Below are 1,091 nucleotides of genomic sequence, written 5' to 3' on the forward strand. Positions count from 1 at the left end.
CCGGCGTTTGAGGACGAACTCGGCGGAGCCGGTGATGACGGTACGTACAAGGCCCCCGCGCCGAGCGGGTTTTCGGGAAGGGGCGGGGTTGGGGAAAAGTCCCCGTACACCGCACCCGCACCAACAACGTCACGGAGAGCACCATGCACGACGACCGCACCCTCATCGAAGCCCGGCTCAAGCGCGTTCTCGACGAGCGCATCCGACCCGCCGTCTACCCCGAGTCCGTCCCCCTGGACGTCGCCGTATGGACCGCCCCCGGTGAACCCGTACCCGTAGCGGAAGGCCTCGCCGCCACCCCCGAGCCGACGAAGGTCGGGGCCGCCTGGGGTGCCCCCTGGGCCACCAGCTGGTTCCGGGTGACCGGCACCGTCCCCGAGGCATGGGCGGGGAAGACCGTAGAGGCCATCCTCGACCTCGGCTTCGACGAGAACATGCCCGGCTTCCAGTGCGAGGGCCTGGTCTACCGCCCCGACGGCACCCCGGTGAAGGGCCTCAACCCCCGCAATCAGTGGGTCCGCGTCGCCGCCCCGGCGACCGGCGGCGAGGACGTACACCTGCACGTCGAGGCCGCGTCCAACCCCGTCATCCTCGACTACCACCCCTTCCTGCCCACCCAGCTCGGCGACAAGGAGACGGCCGGCAGCGAGCCCCAGTACAAGCTCGCCCGCATGGACCTCGCCGTCTTCGACGAGACGGTGTGGCAGCTCGTCATCGACCTCGAAGTGCTCGGCGAGCTCATGCAGGAGCTGCCCGAGGACTCCGGGCGCCGTTACGCGATCGTGCGCGCCATCGGCCGCGCCCTGGACGCCGTCGACCTCCAGGACGTGAACGGCTCGGCCGCCGCGGCCCGCGCCGAGCTCGAAGGCGTGCTCACCACGCCCGCCGAGCCATCGGCCCACCGCATCAGCGCCGTCGGCCACGCGCACATCGACTCCGCGTGGCTGTGGCCGCTGCGCGAGACGGTGCGCAAGGTCGCCCGTACGACGTCGAACATGACCGCGCTCATCGAGGACGAGCCGGACTTCGTCTTCGCCATGTCGCAGGCCCAGCAGTGGGCATGGGTCAAGGAGCACCGGCCCGAGGTATGG

Annotated in this window: 1 pseudogene; it reads left to right on the forward strand. The window is 70.8% G+C overall.

The features are described from left to right. Positions 1-143 precede the first annotated feature (143 nt). Positions 144-1,091, forward strand: a pseudogene (locus ACQKIP_RS48050) (alpha-mannosidase); the annotation flags it as partial.

Origin of the sequence: Streptomyces sp. NPDC059900, assembly GCF_050270335.1 — a bacterium.
GTDB lineage: Bacteria > Actinomycetota > Actinomycetes > Streptomycetales > Streptomycetaceae > Streptomyces.